Below are 23,287 nucleotides of genomic sequence, written 5' to 3' on the forward strand. Positions count from 1 at the left end.
ATTGTATCATAGACCACAGATTACACGGATCTAAACGATTTACAATCTATAAGTATCTTGCGAAGATCCATCAAACCTGCGTTATTCGCCTTCTATTTTAAAACCACGTGTCATTCTGAACTCTCCTCAGCATGACACAAAACGTTGTTTATAACTTCTTATTCAATACCTTTGATGCTGCCTTGGCAAAATAGGTGGCAATCAAATCAGCGCCGGCTCGCTTAAAACCAACCAGTGCCTCCATCATCGCCTCTTCTTCGTTCAGCCACCCTTTCTCAGCAGCGGCCTTTAACATAGCGTATTCTCCGGAAACATTATAGACTGAGACTGGAACGGATACGTTTTCTTTAACGGCTCTTATCACATCCATATAGGGTAAACCGGGCTTCACCATTACAATATCGGCTCCTTCCTGTTCGTCGAGTTTGGCCTCTTTAATTGCTTCCTGCACATTAGCGGGATCCATCTGGTAGGTTTTCTTATCACCGAATCCGGGCGCCGAATCCAGCGCATCCCGAAACGGTCCATAATAACTGGAAGCATACTTTGCACTGTACGCCATAATACCGGTATGCTCAAAACCTGCTTCATCCAACGCGTCACGCATTGCGCCAATGCGACCATCCATCATATCTGATGGGGCCACCATATCAACACCGGCCTCAGCATGGCTTACTGCTATCTTTGACAGCACTTCCACGGATTCATCATTCAGGATTTTACCATCCTCAACAATGCCGTCGTGACCGTAACTCGAGTAGGGATCCATCGCGATATCCGTCATCACCAGCATTTCAGGAAACTTTTCTTTGATAGCCTGTACCGCACGCTGCATCAATCCATCGGGATTAAGCGCTTCAGTTCCCTTGTTGTCTTTGAGCTTATCAGGCACCTTGGCAAATACCAATACCGATCGAATGCCTACTTCCTTTAGCTCCTGAATTTCATCCATCAAAAGATCCAGAGTATAGCGGTAGTAATCTGGCATGGATGGTATTTCGGCTTTTTCATTTTCTCCCTCCATCACAAAAATGGGAGCAATAAAATCAGCCGGCTTCAGGTTATGCTCAGCCACCATATCGCGCATGGCTGCTGAAGTTCGCAATCGTCGTCTACGTATGTATGGAAATTGTCCGTGTGTCATAAAATATTAGCTTTTCATCGTTAACTGTCATTTCGAGCGCAGTGAGAAGTTTTTGTTTTTAAACTTTGACAAGATCTCTCCCTTACGGTCGAGATAACACGAGGCTTACATTTATTATTTATTCCAATATCCCTTCTTCTTTCCCATACTCAATCCAATCAATAGGATTTTTTAGTTGACCAATAAGATACGCCTCACGACTTCCCTCTTCGATCTCAAAATCATAATCCCATCGAACACGAGGCGGGAGACTCATCAAAATTGACTCTGTCCGGCCGTTCGTTTTCAGGCCAAATAGTGTTCCCCGGTCGTGAATCAAATTAAACTCGACATATCGGCCGCGGCGGATTTCCTGGAAGTATCGCTGGCGATCAGTATACGATTCATTCTTGCGCTGTTTTACAATCGGTACGTAGCTATCCAGAAACGCATCACCTACAGCCGTTGTAAAATCATACCAATCCTCAGCCGAACGTTCTTCATTGGGACGCAGATAATCGAAAAATAACCCGCCAATTCCGCGCCCTTCCGACCGGTGATCATTATAGAAATATTCGTCACACTCTTTTTTAAAATGAGGATACAACTCCTTTCCATGCTTATCACACGCTGCTTTCAATACCTGATGAAAATGTACGGCATCTTTATCCCACAAATAATAGGGAGTTAAATCCGCACCGCCACCGAACCACTGGTCGCGTACTTCGTTCATCTGGGCATCATCATACAACTCAAAATAACGGTAGTTGGCATGTACAGTCGGAACCATCGGACTTTGGGGATGAATAACAAGCGACAATCCGCCGGCCCAAAACCACCCCTGCTCTACCTCAAAACGCTTACGAATTAATTCGGGCAGCTCTCCATGCACGCTCGAAATGTTAACGCCCCCCTTTTCAAATACATTACCCTTCTCAATCACACGGGTATGTCCGCCGCCCCCGCCATCACGTTCCCAATCATCATGACGGAATTGGGCTGTTCCGTCAATCGCTTGCAGGGTATCACAAATCTCATCCTGCAAGTTTCGGATGTAGGTTTTAAATCGATTTTTAATTGAAGGCACGTTAGAGTCCCCCTTCGAAGGGGGCGCAGGGGGATGATTCTCTATCCAACCTTTGATCGAGCGCTCCACATTTCTAAGGTCACTCAATACTTCATCATCTGTAAATCGTAAAACAGTAAATCCTCTTTTTTCAAGTTCTTTTTCTCGATCTAAATCTTTATACCACTTTCGCTCATCTTCATGAGAATACCCATCAACTTCAATAATCAGCTGTAGCTCTTTACACATAAAATCGGCAATGTAATTTAACACCGGCCGCTGACGTAAAAAGGTGTAACCTTTCATTTTCCCAGCTCGCAACAGTTCACTCCAAAGTCGTATTTCCGCTTTCGTTGAATCTTTTCGAAGCTTACGAGCAAGCTCTTTTAGATCCTTATTGTAACCGTAATTATCGTATTCAACTGACATAATATTTTTTGCTTTAGGTCATCCCCCTTAATCCCCCTTCGAAGGGGGACATTAAAATCTCTGCTAATCTGTGGCTGAATATTCCTTAACGGTATCAACAAAAACACGGGCGTTTTCTACGGGGATATTCGGCAAAATGCCGTGTCCCAAATTCGCAATATAATTTTGTGTTCCAAAACGATCGATCATTCGCTTGGTTTGCCGACGAATTTCATTTTGTGGCATCATAAGCTTTGAGGGATCAAAATTACCCTGCAGCACAACATCGCCTCGGGTTGCATCACGTCCATATTCAGGAGTGATGGTCCAATCAAGTCCCAATGCTTGTGCGTCACTTTTAAAGCTGAGTCGCTCCAAGGCATACCAGCTGCCTTTGGCAAACAGAATTACCGGCACCTCGTCGATGGCCTCACAAATTTCCATCAAGTATGGCATTGCCCACTCGTTAAAATCTTCGGGACTTAAAAGCCCTGCCCACGAATCAAAAAGCTGAACCACTTGCGCGCCTGCCTCTATTTGTGCTTTCAGGTAATCGATTGTGGCTTTGGTAAGCTCTTTCATGACATGCTTGGCCGCATCAGGATGCTGATACATAAAAGCTTTCGCCTTCGCAAAATTCTTAGACCCTTCACCCTGTACCATATAGCAAAATAGTGTCCAGGGCGCTCCGGCAAAACCGATCAGCGGCACGCGACCGTTAAGCTCTTCGCGTGTAAGCGTTATTGCTTCCATCACGTGATTGAGCTTCTCGGGAATATCCTCAGCTAAAATTGAAAAAGCATCATCCACACTGCGAATAGGATTTTCCATCACCGGCCCCTTACCTTTCACCAGATCAACATCGATACCGAGAGCCTGAGGGATAGTCAGGATATCTGAGAAAATAATCGCTGCATCGGGCTCTAACTCATCAATAGGCTGGATAGTAATTTCACAAGCCAGCTCAGGCGTTTCCACGCGCTCAAAAAAGGTGTATTTCTTGCGCAGCTTCATGTACTGGGGTAAGTAGCGTCCAGCCTGTCGCATCATCCAAACCGGCGGACGTTCGACCTCTTCACCCCGGAGTGCTCGGAGTAGTAAATCATTTTTAAGCTCTGGAAAATCTTTGTCCATAAATACTTTTTTCTGGCCACTGATCCACACAGATTACAACAGAATATATCTTTGCTTTACTGTGAATATCAATGGCTATATACTTTCAGATTTATTAAAAATGTAATCGGCGGTGGTTCGGAGCAGCACTTCGGTGTCGGGCTGCTTGGCAATTTCCACATGCTGATCGGTGTGCTCTTTAAGAGCACCGGCCGTTGTAGGCCCGATGGCAAAGAGTGGCGGTAATTCCTCCTCAAACCCAGTGCCTTGGGCAAAACCTTCCACTGCACTGGGGCTATAAAACAGGATTCCACCCACCGACTTATTCGGCATTTTCACCGGATTGATAATCGTCTCATAAACCTCCAGTTCAATTACTTCAATACCGTCATCCTCGAGCTTATTCGTCATCTCGTCACGGCTCAAATTACCGTGAAAATAGATTACTGAGTTGATTTTTCCTTCTTCAATAATCAGCTCAGCCAAGTGCTTCCCGTCCTGCTTTCTTGGGATCTTAGCCTCAAGTCCTAAATCCTGCAAGGCATCACGCGTTTTTGCCCCCACCGCAAAAAGCTGTACTTCAGGACGAACGCGAAGTCCTGCATTCATAAGTTCTTCCAACGCTTTTACGCCGTTAGTGCTGGTAAAAACCCAATCGGATTTCAGATGCTCGTTAATTACTCTGAGCACATCATCCCAGTAATCGGGAAATTTAAATTCAAGAGCCGGTTCAATAATAGGCTCTAACCCTAAAATACGAGCGTATTCAAACTGCTGTGCAGAGAGAGGTCGCGTTACTAAAATATTTCGTTTGTCTTGTCTCATTGATCGCTGATTAACATCTCCTCCTGAACTTGTTTCAGGATCTATTCAATTTCCTACTTAATAGAGGCTGAAATAAATTCAGCTGGATACAATTCATTCGCGGCCCGATTTCATTTCTTCAATTACCTTAATTGCCCCTTCACTTAACAGGGCTTGTGCCGCAGAGTGACCGAGGTCACCGGCCTCACCTACTGAAACACTTTTTTGATAATCATATTGCTCACGTCCGTCGAGCGTAAGGGCAACGGCTTTGAAACGTACATCTCCATTTTCAACATAGGCATACGCTCCCACCGGAGCACTGCATCCGGCTTCCATATCATGTAAAAAATCGCGTTCAATGGTCGTGCATAAGGCCGTCTCATCATGATTAAGCTGTGAAACAATTTTTCCCATCTCACTGTCATCTTCGCGGATCATCACAGCCATCGCTCCCTGTGCCGCTGCCGAAACCATCCAGTCAAGGTATTCGCTTATATGATGACCGAGGTCAATGCGTTCCAGTCCCGCCGCAGCAAAAATAGCCCCGTCCCATTCATTTTTTTCTACCTTTTCGAGGCGCGTATTCACATTTCCGCGAATGTTCACAATCTCATGGTTCGGATAGCGATGCAGCCACTGCGCACGTCGCCTGTTACTGCTGGTAGCAATAGTGGCTTTGTAATCTGGATCATCCAAAAAATCAGTACCGTCGGGGGCAACCAGTGAGTCACGAGCATCGGCACGCTCCATAATGGCTGCCACTTTGAGCGGTAGCGGATTCTCGGTGGGCAGGTCTTTAAAAGAGTGGACCGCAATATCAATTTCATTGTTAAGCTGGGCGTTATCGAGAGCTTTCGTAAAAACGCCCTTACCCCCCATTTCAGTCAGCGGGGTCGTCAGATCGATATCCCCTTCCGACTTAACAAAAATAAGCTCGGTGTCATGGCCGAGCTTTTCTAACTCTCTGGCAACCTGCTTGGCCTGCCATGTTGCAAGCTGACTGTCTCTGGTACCAATACGTATGGTGTTACTCATCTTCCGGGTTGATTTCGAGCTTAAACATATCATTAACAACTTTGGTTACCTGTTCCGACTCATGATGATCTCGCAAATGCTCAATAGAATAGGCAGCAATTTTATTGACGATGCGACGAGTCAGATTTTCCACTTTCTCTTTATCAGTATCTGATATCTTATTTTTAAAAAAGTCGAATTCATCTTCGCGAATGTTATCAAACTTGTTCGTCAATGCCTTGATGGTCGGCACCACCTTCTGCTTGCTGAGCCATTTTTTATAGTCCGTCAACTCATCTTCAATAATTTTCTTCACCAACGGTATATTTTCTTCCCGCTTGCGATACGCCTCGTCGGTCACATCTGTCAGAAAATCCATGTTGGCCAGATCCACAAAATCCATTTCACCAATTTCGGGGTCTATATTCCGAGGAACAGAAAGATCCACCATAACTTTAAACTTTGGATCCAGCAACGAGGGTTTCATGTCATCAAGGGTGATAATCGGCTCTTTGGCGCCCGTTGCTACGATCACGAGGTCGGCCTCGGCAATCTGCTGCGGCAACTGTTCCATGCCGGCTACCTGTAAATCAAATTTATCCGCCACAAATTCAGCCCGCTCTCGTGTTCTGTTGATGAGCGTCAGTTTTTTAGCTCCGAGATTTATCAGATTCTTACACGTAACCTTCCCGATCTTACCGGTTCCGACCAGTAGAATATTTTTGTCTTTGAGATTATCGAAAGTCTTCACAGCAAACTTTACGGCGGCATAGGCGGTTGTGGCTGCACCTTCCCCGAGCGAGGTTTCGTTTCTGGATCGCTTGTGCGCACGAAAAACATGCTGCATCAAACGGTGAAGTTCTCCGTCCACAGCATCCATTTCGCTGGCCAACTCATATCCTTCCTTCACCTGCTTTACAACTTGAAGATCACCCAAAATTTGCGAATCGAGCCCAACCGTAACCTGGAAAAGATGTTCAACGGCCTGCTGCCCCTCTTTCTCAAATCCGTAATTATGAAATTCGTCGAGCGTTGCATTAGAATAGGTGATTAACAATCGGACAAGCTCTTGGGGCGTAACATCCTGGGCAAATACTTCAGTACGATTACAAGTCGAAACAACAAAAAGGCTATTCATACCTTCGCGTTTAGCCCCTTCAATAAGCTTTCGCTTCTGAGCTTTTTTCAGGCTAAAGCGTTCGCGCACATCAATGGTTGCCTCCCAGTGATTTACGCCAACCGCACAAAAATCAGTTATTTGTGGTTGCTCTGACATCTATTGGGCTGAAACTTTTTTTGATTCTTTTGCTTGTTGCTCAACTTCAATTTCGTGATCCAGCTTGTCTAAAACCTGGTCGGCTAATGCTTCAATATATTTGGGATGGTCATTAATGCCTTCCATCACTTTCAGGTTTTCAAATTCATATCCTTCTTCTTCGAGATCCTCGACCAGTTCAATACCCAGCTCAAATAACGTTTCCACGTGGTCGGTCACAAAGGCAATAGGAATCATTAAGAAATTCTTGATTCCATACTCTATATGGCGCTCCACAAGCTCAGCTGTGTTAGGTTGTGTCCATTTTTGCGGACCCACTTTTGACTGATATCCGATCCAATAATCATGATCGTAGCCACGCATTTCCATGATGGCTTCCATCGTCTGGTTGATCTCTGTCGTATAGGGATCACCGCTCCGAACTTCGAGCTTGGGCGTACCGTGTGCACTGAAAATAAAGTGCGTTTTTTGACGTGTCTCCTCATCCATCTCGGCCAGTGCCTCGTCAATGCGATCATTCATCGCCGAAAGGTACTTTTCGTCAAGGTGATAGTTCTTTACATGAAATTCCTCCCAGGGAGTATCGTGACCAAATTTCTCATCCCGTTTGGTCTCCCAATCGCGATAACTACTTCCGGTGGTCGTCCACGAAAACTGGGGATACAACGGTACCATCACCGCATGCGTAATACCATCTTTTTCCATATCCTCAAGCGTTGTTTCCGCAAAGGGCAGCCAATAACGCATACAGGTATACACCTTCAAAAACTGATCGTCGGGCATTATGTTTTTGAGATATTTTTCAAGCCCGCGGCGCTGCTTCTCGGTCAAACTGTTGATGGGTGAACAGCAGGTTGAGGTAATACCCTTTTGACGATTCAAGCAATGCTTATTACCCATACACCCGCGCGGACATCCATTAATCTCTTCGTAATCTTCCTGAACGTTGGGCGCTCGAAATTTAGAAATAATCTTTGCGAAAAAGTCCTGAAATTTCCCGCCGCCCAATTTGATGATATCCTCATCTCTAAAAAGATTATAGAGAAATGGACGAACAGCATAATCAGCGGTAGGACCACCTAAATTCATCAATACAACGCCAATTCGCTTTTCTTCAGCTGACATAAAATTCTTATTTCAAGCCTGTAAAGGCTGATTAAACATTCAAATACTTATTAGAAAAAGAGTCCTCACTCATCATGGTGAAGAAAACCATTCTTTGTGAAGGAAATTTGAAGAAAAGCTGGCCAATTCTATTTAGAACTAATCTAATTGGCAACATGCTAAAACCCATTGATAAAGAAAGAAAAAGCCTTATGCCTTGGGCAAATAAAACCAGAAACGGGTACCTTCACCGATGGTGCTTTCTACATGGATATCAGAACCGTGCCCTTTTATGATGCTTTTCACAACGGCCAGCCCCAAGCCGGTTCCTCCTTTGTCACGAGATCGTGCTTTATCAGTCCGGTAGAAACGATCAAACAGCCGGTTTAAATGCTCATCTGAAATCCCAATGCCAGTATCTTTGACTGATATCAGCACTTGATTCTCTTCCTTTTTATAAGTCATATCCACCGATCCCTCGTTGGTATATTTAAGTGCATTTGAGATCAAATTATCCAGCACCTGCTCAATTTTCCCGGGATCCCCAACTACCTTACAAGTATGATCAGCGATATTCAGCTCCAAACCTTTTTCTTTAGCTTTATCGGCATACCAATCCTGTATATGACGAGCAATATCAGCCAAATCAAACTCTTGTCGCTCCACAAAATACTCGTCGGAATCGTAACGCTGAAGGGTTTTCAGATCCTTAAACAGATGCGAAATTCGCTCGGTCTGTTTTTTTGCTGTGGCAATATATTTGCTCTTCTTTTCCTCTGATAATTTATCCAGCCCCAACATGTCAAGCGCTCCGGAAATCGTGTGTAGGGGATTTCGAATTTCGTGGGTGATATCTGCAAAAAACTGTCGCTGCTTTTCCGCAAATTCCTTAATCTGCTCGGTATCCGCACGTAACTTCGAAGCCATTTGGTTTACGGATGTCGCGAGCGTCCCAAACTCATCACTTCGTTTAATATTTATTTCTCGATCTACATCACCATCGGCAATATCCTGGGCCGCATCTTTTATCTGAGTAATCGGCTTTGTGAGGTAGCGTGCCATCCAGATGCTTACCACCACAACCAATCCGATAGAAATAAACATACCGTAATAAATAATCCAACGAATAGTTTTAATGGGCTCATAAATCTCATCTTTAAACTGAGAGGCCTGCAGATATTTGGCTCCGGCAACAGGTTGATTCAATGCCACATAACTTGTCAGCACTTCGGAGCCCGGATTTTGCGGGAGCAAGGGTAAATTATTACGATTGTTTACGCTTTCCATAATCCCTGCCGGCAGACTCTGGCTCATGGGAATAAGCGTATCGCCACTGGCAAAGGTGTTTAGCAGATGTCCCGTAGAATCGTACACCGCCAACTGATAACCCGAAGTACGTGCGGTTTCGAGCAGTCGTTTTTCGAACTCATCGTCATCTGCCAAACTGGATGCTGTAACGGCAAGCCACCGAGTATCGCGCTCCATTTCCACACGTCCCTCCTCGAGTAAATAATCGCGAATAAATAAAATGGAGTAGCTGCTGATGGAAGTAATTCCAAAGATAAGCAGTAGAATAAATGTCCATGCAAGTTTCGAACGAATACTCATAGAACACAGATAACGCTATTTATGCTGGTATTCACTAATTTTATATCCTTCAAAATCCATTGCATTTTTCTACTATACCTTTACTATTTCGCGATTCAAGCCATAGCCAATACCACGGTACGTCTTTATCACTTTGCCGGCATCCCCCATCTTCAGGCGCAGATTTTTGACATGCACATCCACCGTTCGATCAAAGACATACCGGTCGTCTTCGGTAATATGCTCTAAAATCTCCTGCCGCGTATATACTCGTTTAGGGTTTTTATAGAAAAGCTCAATCAGTGTGTACTCGGTTGAGGTCAACTCAATTTTTTCATCCTCCACGTACAACTCCTTGGCATCAGTATCCAGATAGGTATCGCCATATTGCAGCCAGTTTGCTTTCTGTGGATTTTGGCGACGAAGCAGCGACTCAACATGCGCTTTCACCAACGGCAGGCTGGCCGGTTTGGGAATGTAATCATCCGCCCCCAACTCGAGTCCTTCAATTTCATCCTGTTCTTCGTCTTTTGCTGTCAAAAATATAACGGGAATATCATTCAATACCGGGTGATTACGAATATGCCTGCAAATCTCTTTGCCGTCTACATTGGGCACCATGATATCCAAAATGGCCAAATGGATTTCCCCGGCATGCTGCTCAATAAGATCCAGTGCCCGGTTCCCTTCGTGGGCTACAAGCACATCGTAGTCATTCATCTCCAAAAAATTAGCCAGCATCTCCGCCGGTTCTTCCTCATCCTCAACTAATAATATACTATGCTTAGGTCTCACAATGATTATTTTTACTTAATAATGGGATCAATAACAGCTTTACACAGAAAATCGTTGATTGTGATAAAATAGTAAATGTTACCGAGTATCTGAATAGATACTCAATACCGTTAAATGACCCTTGTCATACTACAAATGATTCTGCATACTTAGAGCAAGTATTTCTGATTCTGAATTAGCCATTTCACAATGTCATTTCAAGATAAAATTGTGTGGATTACCGGTGCCTCATCCGGCATTGGAGAAGCACTGACCTACGAGCTCAACAAACAAGGTGCAAAAGTCATTATTTCATCGCGCCGACAAAAAGCTCTGCAAAAGGTTAAAACAAGCTGTCTTCAGGCCTCTAAGGTACATATAATTCCACTCGACCTTACCAAGACCGAAGAACTTCCCTCAAAAGCTGAAGAAGCCATAAGCCATTGGGGAGCTGTTGACTATCTCTTTAACAATGGTGGTATCAGTCAGCGCTCGGAGGCCATCAACACCCAAATGAATGTCATTCGTCAGGTTATGGAGATCAATTTTTTTGGGACGGTAGCTCTTACTAAAGCCGTGTTGCCATCGATGATTGAGCGAAAATCGGGACACATTGTAGTAACCAGCAGTGTTATGGGAAAGTTTGGTACCCGATTGCGATCCAGTTATGCGGCTTCAAAACACGCTCTGCACGGATATTTTGATTCCCTCCGCCAAGAGGTGTACGATAAAAATATCGATGTTTCTCTGGTCTGCCCGGGATTTATTAAAACAAATGTCACAAAAAATGCACTTGAAGGCGATGGCAGTAAGCATAATAAAATGGGTGCAGGACAAGAAAAAGGGATGGCGGCCGATGAGTTTGCTCAAAAATTGATCCCCAAAATAAAACAGGGGAAAGAAGAAATTTATATTGGCGGAAAAGAAATATGGGGCGTTTACCTAAAACGGTTTTTCCCTCGTCTGTTGAACAAGATATTACGCAATGCCAAGGTTACCTGAAAAATCCTTCTGCGCGAAGTACCTTCCTGTGCAACCATATATTACCCGAGTCGTTTACGCTTATTTAGATACGCCAGCAACGCCATATCAAATTCGCTTTGCGTGTCCAATTGTTCAAAATCAATTTGGAACTCACTGCATGCCAGTTTAAACTTGTGGGTTAACTCCTCAACTTTTTTCTGATAATCTTCGCGAATCTGGGACGGCACCACTTCCATTTGTGACCCGGTCTCCATATCCTGCATTCGGAGCCGACGGTCAGGGAAATCCAGTTTGCGCTCACTTTTTTCTTCCAACACATTAAAAAGCAATACTTCATGTTTGCGGTGCCGAAGATGTTTCAAGGCTGAAACCAGCTGATCATGCTGTTCCACATTTTCAAAAAGATCGGTGAGTACAATAACCAGGCTGCGATGGTTAAGCCGCTCGGCCACCTCGTGTAATACTTTGGAGGTAGCTGTTTTTCGTTGTTCCTGATTTATTTCCTCTTCTTCGGCCAACAGCTTTTCGAACTCCGAAAAGAGCATCCGCAGATGCGAATAAGAAGACTTCGCCGGAATAAATTGATTAATCTCCTCTCCAAAGGTTATTAATCCACAAGCATCGCGCTGACGGTGCATCAGGTACATCAAAGAAGAACCAAAATGGATGGCGTAGCGTAACTTACTCCATGGACTAAAGTATTTAAAATACATTGAGCTGCTTGTATCCAGCAGCAGGTAACATCGCAGGTTGGTTTCCTCCTCATACTTTTTTACAAAAAGTCGCTCGGTTTTGCCATACACCTTCCAGTCGATATGCTTGATTTCATCGCCGGGGTTGTACGGGCGATGCTCGGCAAACTCTACACTGAATCCATGGTGGGGACTTTTGTGCAGCCCCGAAATAAAACCCTCAACAATTTTTCGGGCCCGCAGTTCCAGCGGCGCCAATTGCGACAGTAATTCGTGATCTAATAACATACTTACTCCGTTGTGGAAAAAATGAAACCGTAATCTAACAAAATATCACGGTGAACCTCGAACCTACATTAAATATAATTACCGTTAAAAAGTTTATTCTTTTCTACAAATGGTTATCTTAGGAATCAAAATTATGGAAGAATCCTTTCTGAAAATATTGTAACTAAGCTTAGTATCTATGGCGCAAGTAATTACATCTGCAGATCAAATCGATTTTACCGTTGATGACCGTCCATCCATGCCCTTACCTACCGATGTTCTGATGGTACGGCCGCTGCACTATTCTGTTGATTATGTTATCAACCCGCACATGGCCGATCAGGTTGGAAAAGTGGATAAGATTGAAGCTAATAATGAATGGGAGCTTGTTCGTTCACTCTTCGATCAAATCGGGATAAATATTCATGTCATTGAAGATCAGGAAGGCCTGCCCGATATGGTTTTTTGTGCCAACCAGAGCTTACCTTATCTCGATGAAGACGGTAAAAAGCATGTCTTCATGAGCATTATGCACGCCGACCAGCGCAAGGATGAAGTCCCCTATTTCGAACAGTGGTATCGTCAGCATGGATACGAACTGCACTATTTTGATGAAGATACGATTAATGACTTTGAAGGCTGTGGCGATGCAATCTGGCATACGGGTAAACGTCTGCTCTGGGGCGGATATGGATACCGTTCTTCTATGGAAGCCTACGAAACAATCTCGGACACTTTTGATATACCCGTATTAGCGCTCGAACTCGTAGATGAATCGTTCTACCACCTTGATACCTGCTTTTGTGTACTGGATGAAAACACCGTACTTATTTATCCAGAAGCGTTTACAGATGAAGGCTTAGCTATGATTAATAAGATGTTTGACAAGGTAATCCAAGCCTCTAAATATGAGGCTGAAGAGCTTTTTGCCTGCAATGCCTCTTGTCCCGACGGACGTAATGTCATTATCCAACAAGGCTGTACGGATGTAAACAAGAACCTCCGCGATGCCGGGTTCTCCGTTCACGAAGTCAGCACTTATGAGTTTCTCAAAAGCGGCGGCAGTGTATTTTGCATGAAGATGTTGCTGTGGTAGGATAATATTAAGTGGTGAGTAATAAGTATTGAGATACCTTATTATCATTTTTGAAACAAGGTATAAATCTGGTACCGTTGCTCTGCGACGGTGCCTTTTTTATTCAAACTGAATAATTCGTAATAAGTAAGCATCTTTATCTTCTTCCATAGCTGCGCTGGGTAACGAAAATATCATTTTATTTCACTAAGAATTGCACATCAATGAAACATAAAGGGGAATCCCAGGGAACTGAATATCGTTGCGCGTATTGCGGAGAAGTGAACCACACTTTCGTAGATCCCTCCCAGGGCAAGACGCAGAAATACATCGAAGATTGTCAAGTTTGTTGCCAACCGAACGAACTTTCCGTTTCCTACGATACATTCAACAAAGAGTTTATTATCCAAAGCCATCAGTCCCAGTAGCTTATATCACTTAAAAAATCCGTTGAAAATCGACCCTTTGATTTGTATCTTTTCACAGTTTTGCGCTGGACGTAAATGAAGCACACAATTTTGAACACCTGATGCTATAACAACAAACGTTGATAATCCAGTCTACAACACTTGATTCAGCTGGCAGGCTCAACTGTCACAGAAAATTTCCGAATGGCACTTCGATTCGGAAAACACATTTTCCATTCTCTTTTTCAAAATCCGACTCTTTGTTAGTCGGATTTTTTTTATGTCTAAATTTTAATACCACAAAACCAATATACCCTCACTATGTCACTCTATCCCAGAGATAAAGCTATCATTGCTCTATCCGATGGTACCGTTGAACACGGATATGCCATTGGCAAAAAAGGCACCACCGGCGGTGAACTCTGTTTTAACACCAGCATGGTCGGTTATCAAGAAATTTTTACCGATCCCAGCTACTACGGTCAGCTTATGATGATGACCTATCCCCATATCGGAAACTACGGCACCATGAGCCGCGACGATGAAGCACGCAAAGTGATGATTGCCGGATTGATCGTACGATCCTTTTCATGGGAGCACAGCAACTCCCAAGCTGACGGCAACCTACAGGAATATTTGGAACGCAACGAAGTCGTTGGTATTACCGGCATCGACACCAGAAAGCTGGTTCGACACATCCGAAGCAAGGGGGTAATGAATGCCGTTATATCCTCTACCGAACTTGACGAAGATAAGCTGGTCGAAAAAGCCCAGAACTGGGACGATATGGTTGGCCTTGAACTGGCAACAGAAGTTACGCGCCGCGAACCACAAACGGTTCACAGCGACGGCCCTTTTAAAGTGGCCGCCTTTGATTATGGTATCAAACAGAGCATTATTGACAATCTGGTAGAACGAGGATGCACGCTGCGTGTATTTCCGGCAAAAGGTGACTTTAAAGAAGAACTCGACCGGTGGAATCCCGACGGATTCTTTTTTAGCAACGGTCCCGGCGATCCGGATGCAACAGCAGAATATGCATTGGATACCGTAAACTATGCTAAAGAAACCGGCAAGCCAATGTTCGGAATTTGTCTCGGTCACCAGCTCATGGCCCTATCCGAGGGTATCCCTACTACCAAAATGTACGTCGGACACCGCGGAGCTAATCACCCGGTAAAGAACCTTGAGACCGGACTTGTTGAAATTACGACCCAAAATCACGGCTTTGCTGTGGATGAAGAAGCACTGGATAAATCCAAAGTAGAAGTAACCCACGAAAACTTGAACGACGGAACTATTGAGGGACTCCGATTCAAAAACTTTCTCGGTATGTCTGTACAATATCACCCCGAAGCGTCTCCCGGACCGCACGATTCTCGCTACCTTTTCGATCAATTTCTGGATATGATCAAAGAGGAAAAAGGAGAACCCATTAACTGAACATAATTTGGATACGATACCGTATCCCCACGAAAAGAATCTTTAATCTGTAATTCAGAAGCCCACTAACCAAATGCCACGACGCGACGACATCAATAAAATACTTATCATCGGATCAGGACCAATTGTAATCGGCCAAGCCTGTGAATTTGACTATTCGGGTTCCCAGGCTTGTAAATCTCTTCGAGAAGATGGCTATAAAGTTGTGCTCATCAACTCGAACCCAGCCACTATTATGACAGACCCTATGATGGCTGATGAGATCTACCTAAAACCCCTGACTGAAGAATCCATAAGAGAAATTGTAGACATTGAAGAGCCCGATGCGGTGCTGCCTACCATGGGCGGACAAACGGGATTGAATCTAACTCGAGATCTGCAACAGCAAAACTACTGGAGCGAACGTGACATCAAAATTATTGGTGTGGATATTGACGCCGTTGATATCACCGAAGATCGCCAACAGTTTCGCGACCTGATGGATGATATCGATATTCCGCAATGCCGCAGTAAAGCAGCAGAATCGGTACTCGAAGCAAAAGAAATTGCCGAAGATCTGGGAGGCTTGCCCATTGTTATTCGTCCCTCGTTTACTATGGGTGGCGCCGGCGGCGGCATCGTCTGGACCGAAGACGAATTTGAAAAGAAAGTGCTGCGCGGTCTGGAAATGAGCCCTGTACACCGTGTACTCATCGAAGAATCTATTTTTGGATGGAAAGAATATGAGCTTGAACTACTGCGCGATCCCAACGACAATGTCGTCATTATCTGTACCGTTGAAAACATTGATCCGATGGGCGTACACACCGGCGACTCGGTGACCGTAGCCCCCTCCCAAACGCTTACCGACAAGCAGTTCCAAATGCTGCGCGATGCGGCTATCAAGATGATGCGCTCGATCGGGACGTTTGCCGGTGGCTGTAATGTGCAGTTTGCCGTTGAACCGGGCAGCGATCGCTTTGTGGCTATCGAAATTAATCCGCGCGTGAGTCGATCTTCCGCCCTTGCATCCAAAGCAACAGGGTATCCTATCGCCAAAATTGCTACAAAGCTTGCGGTAGGATATAATCTTGACGAACTGCCGAACCCCATTACCGGCAATACCTCGGCTTGCTTTGAACCATCCATCGATTATGTGATTGTAAAAGCACCGCGCTTCAACTTCGAGAAGTTTCCCAATGTTGATGAAGAACTTACCACACAGATGAAAGCGGTAGGCGAAGTAATGTCTATCGGACGAAACTTCCCTGAGGCGCTGAACAAAGCTTATCAATCCCTTGAAATTGGTCGATCGGGACTGGGCGCCGACGGTTACAATGAGTTGGATCGCAAGGAGGTCCGCGAACGACTCAAAAAGCCATACTGGGATCGCATGCTTAATATCCGAAACGCCTTTAAACTGGGGGCATCGGTCGAAGAAATTGCTGATATCACCAAGGTGGATCCGTGGTTCCTGCAGCAGATTCGATACATGGTATCGCTCGAAAATCGCACCGAGGGACAATCACTCGATACCCTCAGTAAAGACGACTTATTTGAGCTTAAGCAAGCAGGTTTTGGAGATGAGCAAATTGCCTGGTTGTTGAGCCAAAGCAATGGTGAGGTCACAGAAAAAGAAGTTCGTGAAAAACGCCACGACTTTAAGCTAAAACCCTCATTTAAGGTTGTTGATACCTGCGCTGCAGAATTTCCCGCAGAAACACCCTATTTCTACTCTGCTTACGAAGGCGAAAATGAAAGTGACGTATCCGATAAAAAGAAAGTAATGATTCTTGGAAGCGGACCTAACCGCATTGGCCAAGGTATTGAATTTGATTACTCCTGTGTGCATGCCGTGCATGCTGCCCAGGAAATGGGCTACGAAGCCATTATGGTAAACTGTAATCCCGAAACCGTTTCCACTGATTTCGATACGGCTGATAAGCTCTATTTCGAACCGGTTTTCTGGGAACGCGTAATGGATATTTACGAGCACGAACAGCCCGAGGGCGTCATCCTGCAGGTGGGCGGACAAACGGCCCTGAAGTTAGGTAAAAAGTTTGTAGAAGAAGACATCAAGATTTTCGGTACCGATTTCGAGATGATCAACTTTGCTGAAGATCGAGGCTCATTCTCCGAGTTTCTTAAAAAGCTCGACATCCCCTTCCCCTCGTACGGTACAGCTGAAGACGTGGAAGGAGCTTTGGAAATTGCGAACCGTATCGGCTATCCGGTACTTATTCGTCCCAGCTATGTACTCGGCGGACAGGGAATGCGCATTGCTGTTAAGCAGGAAGAGCTCGAGTTTTATACTCAGCGTGTACTGGAGACGCACCCAGAAAACGCCTTCCTCATTGATAAGTTTCTGGAACATGCTGTAGAGGTAGATGTGGATGCGGTTTATGACGGAGATCAGATGCACATTGCAGGCATCATGCAACATATTGAACCGGCGGGCGTTCATTCGGGCGACTCCACAGCCGTAATTCCAACGTACTCGCTAAGTGATACAGCCATCGAGAAAATCAAAGCATACCACGAAAAAATTGCTTCGAATATGAACATCAAAGGATTCCTGAATGTACAATATGCCGTTAAGGGAGATGATGTATATGTGCTGGAAGCCAATCCGCGATCAACGCGAACTATTCCGTTCCTGGCTAAAGCCACCGGACGTCCTGAAGCACAAATTGCGGTAAAAGTAATGCTGGGTGCCAAACTTAAAGACTTTGACAAGGCAGATTTGACATCAAAGCTTAAGAAGTGGGCCATTAAAGAACCGGTATTCCCATTCGATAAATTTCCCGAAGTCAAAAAAGAGCTTGGCCCGGAGATGAAATCCACCGGAGAAACAATCTACTTTATGGAAGATTTCAATGATGAACACTTTAAAAAACCATTCGAGTTTAAAAACCTTTATCTGAGCAAGTAATAGTCTTATATTTAGCTACTTTTAAATCGGTGCCATCGTGAAAACGGTGGCATCTCTTTTCAAAACAACGTCTTACTTTCAGTAACAATAATTTATAATCAGGATTTATTCTGCGCCATCAGATAAATCAGATTTTATCAGCGATACATGATCAAAGAAGCACGAAACAAGCTTAATAACGTTTTTGGATTTGAAGATTTTCGTCCCCTGCAGGAAGACATTATTTCGAACGTCATGGACGAGAAAGATACACTCGTCATCATGCCCACAGGGGGAGGAAAGTCGCTCTGCTACCAAATTCCGGCGCTGCTTTTTGATGGGCTGACCGTTGTTGTTTCTCCGCTCATTTCGCTGATGAAAGATCAGGTTGAGCAACTTCAACAGTACGATATTCCGGCTATTTATCTTAATAGCTCACTTACCGATCAGGAGTACGAACACAATATTCAGCGGTTAAAAAACAAGGAGATAAAACTGCTGTATCTTGCTCCTGAAACGCTGCTGATGGAGCGAACTCGTAAATTGCTTGCCAATCAAAATGTCGACCTATTTACAATTGACGAGGCACACTGTATTTCAGAATGGGGGCACGATTTTCGTCCCGATTATCGGGAGCTTACTGAAGTTCGAAAAGATTTTCCCGGTTCAACCTGTCTGGCCCTGACTGCTACCGCAACACCACGCGTACGTCAAGACATCAAGGATGTACTGAAATTCGAAGAATCTGATACCTTTCTTGCCAGCTTTGATCGCAAAAACTTATTCCTGAAAGTAGCTGACAAGGACGATCCGCTGGAACAAACGCTGGATTTTCTCTATACCCGAAAAAAGCAGTCGGGCATCATTTATTGCTTTTCCCGCAAGCAGGTCGAAGAGCTTTTTGTAGAACTAAAGAAAGCAGGTCATTCGGTTAAACCCTATCACGCGGGACTCTCCAAGAAACTGCGCAACAGAAACCAGGAACTGTTTATCCGCGACGACATTTCGATAATTGTTGCTACGATTGCATTTGGAATGGGGATTGACAAACCGAACGTACGTTTCGTAATGCACTACGATATGCCCAAAAATATTGAATCGTACTATCAACAAATTGGCCGCGCCGGACGTGACGGGCTCCGCTCAGATTGCCTATTACTGTACAGCCGATCTGACAAACAAAAGATTCAGTACTTTATCAATCAAAAAGAAGGCAAGGAAAAAAAGGTAGCTGAAAAGCATCTCAAAGATTTGATGAAGTTTCTGGAAACAGATGAGTGCCGCCGCGTACCGCTGATGAAATATTTTGGAGAAACATACGAAAAAGACGACTGCGGCATGTGCGACAATTGTCTTTCGGTAGATGCCGAAGTAGAAGACCTGACCGTACAAGCACAAAAAATGCTTTCCTGCATCGCTCGCACAAACGAGGAGTTTGATGCATACTACATAGCTGATGTACTGCGCGGATCCACCAAAGAAAAAGTATTGTCAAACGGCCATGATGAAATTCCTACCTATGACATTGGCAACGAATGGGCCAAAGAGCACTGGATTTTACTTGCGCGGCTCTTAGTTAAGCAAGGATACCTGAGCCGAGAAGAACAGCACGGAGCCCTTAAGATCACCGATCAGGGAAAGGCTGTACTTAAAGGCAAAGAAAATGTATTTGGCGTACTCGACCGCAGCGATACCGTAGTAGATGATGAGGCAATAGATCGTACTTCGACAGATGTGGAAAATAATTACAACAAAGACCTTTTTGAACAACTGAAAAAGAAACGTAAAGAACTGGCCGATCAGCAGTCGGTTCCTCCCCATGCAATTTTCCCAGATACTACGCTTATGGAGATGGCCTATTATTTTCCTCAGTCTAAAGATAATTTAATACCCATTTATGGAGTGGGATCCGTGAAGCTCAAAAAATATGGCACTGACTTTCTGAAAATCATCAATAAATATTGTCGGGCCAACGATGTAGAAGAAAACACTGAATTGCTGGAAGAGAAAAAAGAAAAGCAGCAAGAGCATGGCCAACCATACGAGCGAATCGGCAAGGAGTATAATGCCGGTAAATCGATCGACCACCTGGCCGAACAGTTCGGCGTTAAGGATGTCACCATCATCAAGCATTTGAAAAAATATCTCAAAGAGGGCAACAATATACGTCCGGAAGGCATCGTAAAGGCATCATCCCTTTCTACCCGTAAGCGTGATGAAGTACTCGAAGTAATGGACGAAGTGCCTACACATATGCTTCGAAAGGTATATACCGAACTCGACAAATCGGTAAGCTACAGCGAACTGCGTATTATCCAACTATATCATATGGCAAAAAACAACAAATAACGTAACAGCCGGTGGCTGCATTTTCCAACCTTTTTTAGCTTAATACAGGCACCGGTCTTTATATATTTGCTGTACGGAATCGCTTCTGCATTTTTGTATTAATATCACATCTGAAGCGATCTTTTCTTATCATTCGAGTAACTAAACTTTAATACCAATACTATTCTATGAGTTCACGCAATCTTGTTGTGGCATTTGGCGGCGTTTCGCCCGAGCATGAAGTGTCGGTACTTACCGCCATGCAGGTTATCGCTTCCCTTGAAGAAGCCAGTTACAACATAATTCCCCTATATGTTTCAAAATCGGGACGATGGTTGACAGGCGAGCCACTGCTGGAAATGGAAAATTATCAGGATCTGGATGAACTGAAAAAACAGGCTACTCCGTGTACTTTTTCGCATGATGAATTGGGAAAACCGATACTGTTGGAAACTGAAAAAAAGGGATTTTTCAGCTCTCCAAAAAGGTATTCAATCTATGCATTAATCCCGGCCTTCCACGGCTCTGAGGGAGAAAACGGCGCCTTTCAGGGTGTTTGCGAAATGTATAGCATTCCCTATGCAGGCAGCGGGGTTCTTGCATCAAGCATGGGCATGGACAAAATAAAAGCCAAAGATATTTGCCGGGCACACGATATTCCTGTTGTTCAAGGATTTGATTTTTTTGAGTCAGAATGGGTTAAGGATCAACAATCCATTTTACAATTAGCTGACCAACTCGGTTATCCTGTAATTCTGAAACCAGTAAACCTTGGCAGTAGCATCGGTGTTTCCAGAGCAGAACACGAAGATGAACTCATTAAAGCCGTTGAAACAGCTTTCCGGTATGATGAAAACCTGATGGTAGAAAAAGCTGTGTCGCCTCTAATCGAAATCAACTGTTCGGTTTTAGGTACTGTCCACGACCTTCAAACAAGTGTTTGTGAACGACCGCTCGGGCAAGATGAAACACTCTCTTTTGAGGACAAATATCAGTCACAAAATGGATCACAAAAGGGAATGGCTTCGGCCGATCGTGAGATTCCCGCTGATATTTCAGACGAACTGACTCATAAGATTCAGTCGTTATCAGAACAGGTTTTTAAATTATTTAGAGCTTCAGGTATTGCCCGGCTCGATTTTCTGATCAATAGCGATACAGAAGAACTATATTTTAATGAGATTAACACCATTCCGGGTTCGTTCTCGTTTTATCTTTGGGAAGAAAGCGGAATGAATATGCGCGAATTAATGCTAAAGCTAATCGATATAGCTACCGATCAGCATCAGAAAAAAGTTGGCCGTATTCGTTCGTATAATACGAACCTGCTGAATGAAAAAGCTGTGAAAGGAATTAAGGGTTTAAAGGGCACCCAAAAAAAATCCTCCGATGAATAGTCGCTATCAACGTAAATTTTTGGATTATGACATCACTTAACTTGCAAAAATATTTACCTGTACTCATAGTATCGTTATTGCTACTGTGGGGCTGTAAACAACCAGAAACGGTTGTTATCAATGATGCACCCACTGTTACGGCTCCTTCTGACACTACCGAACAATATCCCACCGCTGATGAGGACGCGGATTTTCGGAAATTGGTTATTGGGGAATATCAACCTATTACAAGTTTTGATCCCCTGTTAGCAGAAAATGGCGCGACGCTGCGGGCACTGCAACTCATTTATGAAGGACTTGTCCGCCTGAATGCCAATGGGAATATTATCCCGGCAGTAGCAAAAAGATGGAAAGTTAGTAGCGACTCACTTACCTATACCTTTACCCTCAATCCGAATATTTATTATCAGGACAGTGATATATTTAGTACCGGAACCGGGCGACGGCTGGTGGCCAACGATGTGAAGTTTGTATTTGAACGAATGGCTAAAATGGGTAATCCGCCTGCAGCGGCACAATTATTTTGGGACATTAACGGTTTTGAGCCCTATTATCAGGAACAGCACAAGGTTTATGAACCTGAAAAACGAACGCTTTCTGGGGTTTCGGGTATCCGAACCCCAAACGACAGTACGGTAGTCTTTGAACTCTCTAAGGAAGATCCGCAATTTTTGAAAAAGCTGACTACCCCCTATGCCGTCATTTATCCCCGAGAAGCTGTTAACTCCAGACAAAATTCTTTTGCCCCCGTCGGAACAGGACCGTTTACCCTTTCATCCCAAAAAGCGGATTCGACCTTTATTTTTGCCAAATCACAAAAATATCATGCCTCTAAGGATATACGCTTAAACAGAGTTGATATTCTTTCCAGCAACTCCGAATCCAATCTAATGCGTAACATTGGGACCGGTGATATCCATTTTATTCCCGAACTTGGTCCTAACACGATACGGAATGTTACTACAGATGCTGGAAATCTTAAGACAGGATATACCAATCGTTATTCCTTAACGACCAGAAATGACTTTTATGAAATTGTAATCCGCTCAAATCCTTCTGCAAATATTACCGCTGCAGACGTAAGCAGACTCAGTAATCTGGCTTATGCTAACACTGAATCCTACTTCGGGCTACTGCCGGATAATATTATAAACCCTGATACTCTTTCTACATCACAACAAGTTGATACGACCTTAACTACCAAGCAGCTCTACTCCGTTTTTTCTGATGATCCTTTTGCCCGTACGTATCTGGGCAACCTCTCAAAAATATTGAATCGTCAGAGCGTTGAACTGGGAATGACCGAATTCCGAACCACTACAAAAACCACTGATCTATTGGTTACATGGCGCATACCGCTCATCAGCGATAGTCAAAATGAATTAAGTCCAAACTATCCTGAGGTGTTTCGCTTTCGAGTTTATCCCACAGCAATGCAGCTAAATGTAATTAGAGAACTCAATTTTAATCAGTACGGATGGTGGCTTGATTTGCGTGGGGTTTCTCTCCCAACTCTCGACAAAATAAATTAA

At 44.2% G+C, this 23,287-nt stretch carries 18 protein-coding genes; 8 read left to right on the forward strand and 10 right to left on the reverse strand.

The features are described 5' to 3' along the window. Positions 1-148 precede the first annotated feature (148 nt). The 9 genes from hemB to ACQ76V_RS13195 all read right to left on the reverse strand — a co-directional run bounded on the left by hemB (position 149) and on the right by ACQ76V_RS13195 (position 10,293). Positions 149-1,144 carry a porphobilinogen synthase gene (gene hemB, locus ACQ76V_RS13155; RefSeq protein ID WP_441000966.1) on the reverse strand — a complete coding sequence of 332 codons (996 nt, stop codon included), beginning with the start codon at positions 1,142-1,144 and terminating at the stop codon, positions 149-151. A 118-nt stretch (positions 1,145-1,262) separates the two neighbouring features. Continuing rightward, positions 1,263-2,618 carry an oxygen-dependent coproporphyrinogen oxidase gene (gene hemF / locus ACQ76V_RS13160; protein WP_441000967.1) on the reverse strand — a complete coding sequence of 452 codons (1,356 nt, stop codon included), beginning with the start codon at positions 2,616-2,618 and terminating at the stop codon, positions 1,263-1,265. Positions 2,619-2,681: 63 nt separating this feature from the next. Continuing rightward, a complete protein-coding gene (hemE, locus tag ACQ76V_RS13165) occupies positions 2,682-3,731 on the reverse strand; it encodes a uroporphyrinogen decarboxylase (protein WP_441000968.1) in 1,050 nt (349 codons plus the stop codon). Positions 3,732-3,806: 75 nt separating this feature from the next. After that, on the reverse strand, positions 3,807-4,535 hold the full coding sequence (locus tag ACQ76V_RS13170) for a uroporphyrinogen-III synthase (protein ID WP_441000969.1): 729 nt from the start codon (positions 4,533-4,535) through the stop codon (positions 3,807-3,809). Between the two features lie 93 nt (positions 4,536-4,628). Next, a complete protein-coding gene (hemC, locus tag ACQ76V_RS13175; protein WP_441000970.1) occupies positions 4,629-5,552 on the reverse strand; it encodes a hydroxymethylbilane synthase in 924 nt (307 codons plus the stop codon). Beyond that, positions 5,545-6,807 (reverse strand): glutamyl-tRNA reductase, encoded by a 1,263-nt coding sequence (gene hemA / locus ACQ76V_RS13180; protein WP_441000971.1) that lies wholly within the window; start codon positions 6,805-6,807, stop codon positions 5,545-5,547. Before hemA ends, hemC begins: the two co-directional genes overlap by 8 nt. After that, positions 6,808-7,932 (reverse strand): ferrochelatase, encoded by a 1,125-nt coding sequence (gene hemH / locus ACQ76V_RS13185; RefSeq protein ID WP_441000972.1) that lies wholly within the window; start codon positions 7,930-7,932, stop codon positions 6,808-6,810. It abuts the gene before it with no gap. 189 nt (positions 7,933-8,121) lie between these two features. After that, the gene (locus tag ACQ76V_RS13190; RefSeq protein ID WP_441000973.1) at positions 8,122-9,519 is read right to left on the reverse strand and encodes a sensor histidine kinase; all 1,398 of its coding nucleotides are present in this window, start codon (positions 9,517-9,519) and stop codon (positions 8,122-8,124) included. Positions 9,520-9,591: 72 nt separating this feature from the next. Then, complete coding sequence (locus ACQ76V_RS13195; RefSeq protein ID WP_441000974.1) at positions 9,592-10,293, reverse strand: response regulator transcription factor; 702 nt, start codon at positions 10,291-10,293, stop codon at positions 9,592-9,594. 189 nt (positions 10,294-10,482) lie between these two features. Here ACQ76V_RS13195 and ACQ76V_RS13200 point away from each other — a divergent pair, with 189 nt between their 5' ends. Continuing rightward, positions 10,483-11,274 carry an SDR family oxidoreductase gene (locus ACQ76V_RS13200; RefSeq protein WP_441000975.1) on the forward strand — a complete coding sequence of 264 codons (792 nt, stop codon included), beginning with the start codon at positions 10,483-10,485 and terminating at the stop codon, positions 11,272-11,274. Between the two features lie 41 nt (positions 11,275-11,315). Here the strand turns inward: ACQ76V_RS13200 and ACQ76V_RS13205 are convergent, their stop codons facing one another. Next, positions 11,316-12,236 carry a DUF58 domain-containing protein gene (locus ACQ76V_RS13205; RefSeq protein ID WP_441000976.1) on the reverse strand — a complete coding sequence of 307 codons (921 nt, stop codon included), beginning with the start codon at positions 12,234-12,236 and terminating at the stop codon, positions 11,316-11,318. A 178-nt stretch (positions 12,237-12,414) separates the two neighbouring features. Between ACQ76V_RS13205 and ACQ76V_RS13210 the strand changes: the two genes are divergently transcribed. The 7 genes from ACQ76V_RS13210 (at position 12,415) to ACQ76V_RS13240 (ending at position 23,287) form a co-directional block, all read left to right on the forward strand. Beyond that, on the forward strand, positions 12,415-13,311 hold the full coding sequence (locus tag ACQ76V_RS13210) for a dimethylarginine dimethylaminohydrolase family protein (protein WP_441000977.1): 897 nt from the start codon (positions 12,415-12,417) through the stop codon (positions 13,309-13,311). A 203-nt stretch (positions 13,312-13,514) separates the two neighbouring features. Next, the gene (locus tag ACQ76V_RS13215) at positions 13,515-13,718 is read left to right on the forward strand and encodes a CPXCG motif-containing cysteine-rich protein (protein WP_441000978.1); all 204 of its coding nucleotides are present in this window, start codon (positions 13,515-13,517) and stop codon (positions 13,716-13,718) included. A gap of 300 nt (positions 13,719-14,018) precedes the next feature. Further along, positions 14,019-15,140 carry a glutamine-hydrolyzing carbamoyl-phosphate synthase small subunit gene (gene carA / locus ACQ76V_RS13220; RefSeq protein ID WP_441000979.1) on the forward strand — a complete coding sequence of 374 codons (1,122 nt, stop codon included), beginning with the start codon at positions 14,019-14,021 and terminating at the stop codon, positions 15,138-15,140. A 73-nt stretch (positions 15,141-15,213) separates the two neighbouring features. Beyond that, complete coding sequence (carB, locus tag ACQ76V_RS13225; protein ID WP_441000980.1) at positions 15,214-18,051, forward strand: carbamoyl-phosphate synthase large subunit; 2,838 nt, start codon at positions 15,214-15,216, stop codon at positions 18,049-18,051. A 147-nt stretch (positions 18,052-18,198) separates the two neighbouring features. Then, the gene (recQ, locus tag ACQ76V_RS13230) at positions 18,199-20,379 is read left to right on the forward strand and encodes a DNA helicase RecQ (protein WP_441000981.1); all 2,181 of its coding nucleotides are present in this window, start codon (positions 18,199-18,201) and stop codon (positions 20,377-20,379) included. Between the two features lie 167 nt (positions 20,380-20,546). Then, positions 20,547-21,755, forward strand: coding sequence for a D-alanine--D-alanine ligase (locus ACQ76V_RS13235; RefSeq protein ID WP_441000982.1), 1,209 nt, complete (start codon positions 20,547-20,549; stop codon positions 21,753-21,755). A gap of 26 nt (positions 21,756-21,781) precedes the next feature. Next, on the forward strand, positions 21,782-23,287 hold the full coding sequence (locus ACQ76V_RS13240; protein WP_441000983.1) for an ABC transporter substrate-binding protein: 1,506 nt from the start codon (positions 21,782-21,784) through the stop codon (positions 23,285-23,287).

The organism is Fodinibius sp. SL11, assembly GCF_052060035.1.
Lineage (GTDB): Bacteria > Bacteroidota > Rhodothermia > Balneolales > Balneolaceae > Fodinibius.

Coding starts and splice junctions, on each gene's coding strand:
- ACQ76V_RS13240 (WP_441000983.1), top strand. CDS start 21,782: ATGACATCACTTAACTTGCAAAAATATTTACCTGTACTCATAGTATCG.
- ACQ76V_RS13235 (WP_441000982.1), top strand. CDS start 20,547: ATGAGTTCACGCAATCTTGTTGTGGCATTTGGCGGCGTTTCGCCCGAG.
- ACQ76V_RS13210 (WP_441000977.1), top strand. CDS start 12,415: ATGGCGCAAGTAATTACATCTGCAGATCAAATCGATTTTACCGTTGAT.
- ACQ76V_RS13200 (WP_441000975.1), top strand. CDS start 10,483: ATGTCATTTCAAGATAAAATTGTGTGGATTACCGGTGCCTCATCCGGC.
- ACQ76V_RS13170 (WP_441000969.1), bottom strand. CDS start 4,535: ATGAGACAAGACAAACGAAATATTTTAGTAACGCGACCTCTCTCTGCA.
- hemE (WP_441000968.1), bottom strand. CDS start 3,731: ATGGACAAAGATTTTCCAGAGCTTAAAAATGATTTACTACTCCGAGCA.
- hemH (WP_441000972.1), bottom strand. CDS start 7,932: ATGTCAGCTGAAGAAAAGCGAATTGGCGTTGTATTGATGAATTTAGGT.
- ACQ76V_RS13205 (WP_441000976.1), bottom strand. CDS start 12,236: ATGTTATTAGATCACGAATTACTGTCGCAATTGGCGCCGCTGGAACTG.
- hemA (WP_441000971.1), bottom strand. CDS start 6,807: ATGTCAGAGCAACCACAAATAACTGATTTTTGTGCGGTTGGCGTAAAT.
- carA (WP_441000979.1), top strand. CDS start 14,019: ATGTCACTCTATCCCAGAGATAAAGCTATCATTGCTCTATCCGATGGT.
- carB (WP_441000980.1), top strand. CDS start 15,214: ATGCCACGACGCGACGACATCAATAAAATACTTATCATCGGATCAGGA.
- ACQ76V_RS13190 (WP_441000973.1), bottom strand. CDS start 9,519: ATGAGTATTCGTTCGAAACTTGCATGGACATTTATTCTACTGCTTATC.
- recQ (WP_441000981.1), top strand. CDS start 18,199: ATGATCAAAGAAGCACGAAACAAGCTTAATAACGTTTTTGGATTTGAA.
- ACQ76V_RS13215 (WP_441000978.1), top strand. CDS start 13,515: ATGAAACATAAAGGGGAATCCCAGGGAACTGAATATCGTTGCGCGTAT.
- hemC (WP_441000970.1), bottom strand. CDS start 5,552: ATGAGTAACACCATACGTATTGGTACCAGAGACAGTCAGCTTGCAACA.
- hemB (WP_441000966.1), bottom strand. CDS start 1,144: ATGACACACGGACAATTTCCATACATACGTAGACGACGATTGCGAACT.
- hemF (WP_441000967.1), bottom strand. CDS start 2,618: ATGTCAGTTGAATACGATAATTACGGTTACAATAAGGATCTAAAAGAG.